This window comes from Bacillus sp. SIMBA_031, from assembly GCF_046535225.1.
In the GTDB taxonomy this organism is placed as follows: Bacteria; Bacillota; Bacilli; order Bacillales; family Bacillaceae; genus Bacillus; species Bacillus velezensis.
The window spans coordinates 1-262 of the sequence record NZ_JAWRXC010000365.1 but is presented as its reverse complement, the minus strand read 5'-3'; the positions used below and the strand labels follow the sequence as shown (position 1 = coordinate 262).

The following is a 262-nucleotide window of genomic DNA, read 5'->3' as shown; positions in this document are numbered from 1 at the left end:
CATTGAGCGCTTTAGCAAGAGAAGTTCCTTTTACCAGATCAGGATGAAAAACCAGGCCATACCCTATGGGCTGATAATAGTCTACCTTATTTTCCACATCAATTACCTGGCCCGGGGAAATGAATACCAATGTCCCTTTCTCATAGTCATAATGGCTGCATCCATATTTCAAATCTCCACAATGTATTTCTTTAAGGAATATGCAGTAAAGTCCAAAAGTCATTCTGGAACCCTTCCTTTTATCCGCCTTTGAAAAATCAAC

At 39.7% G+C, this 262-nt stretch carries 1 pseudogene; it reads right to left on the bottom strand.

The features are described from left to right. Positions 1-223: pseudogene (locus tag SB724_RS20650) on the bottom strand (hypothetical protein); the annotation flags it as partial. Positions 224-262: the final 39 nt, after the last annotated feature.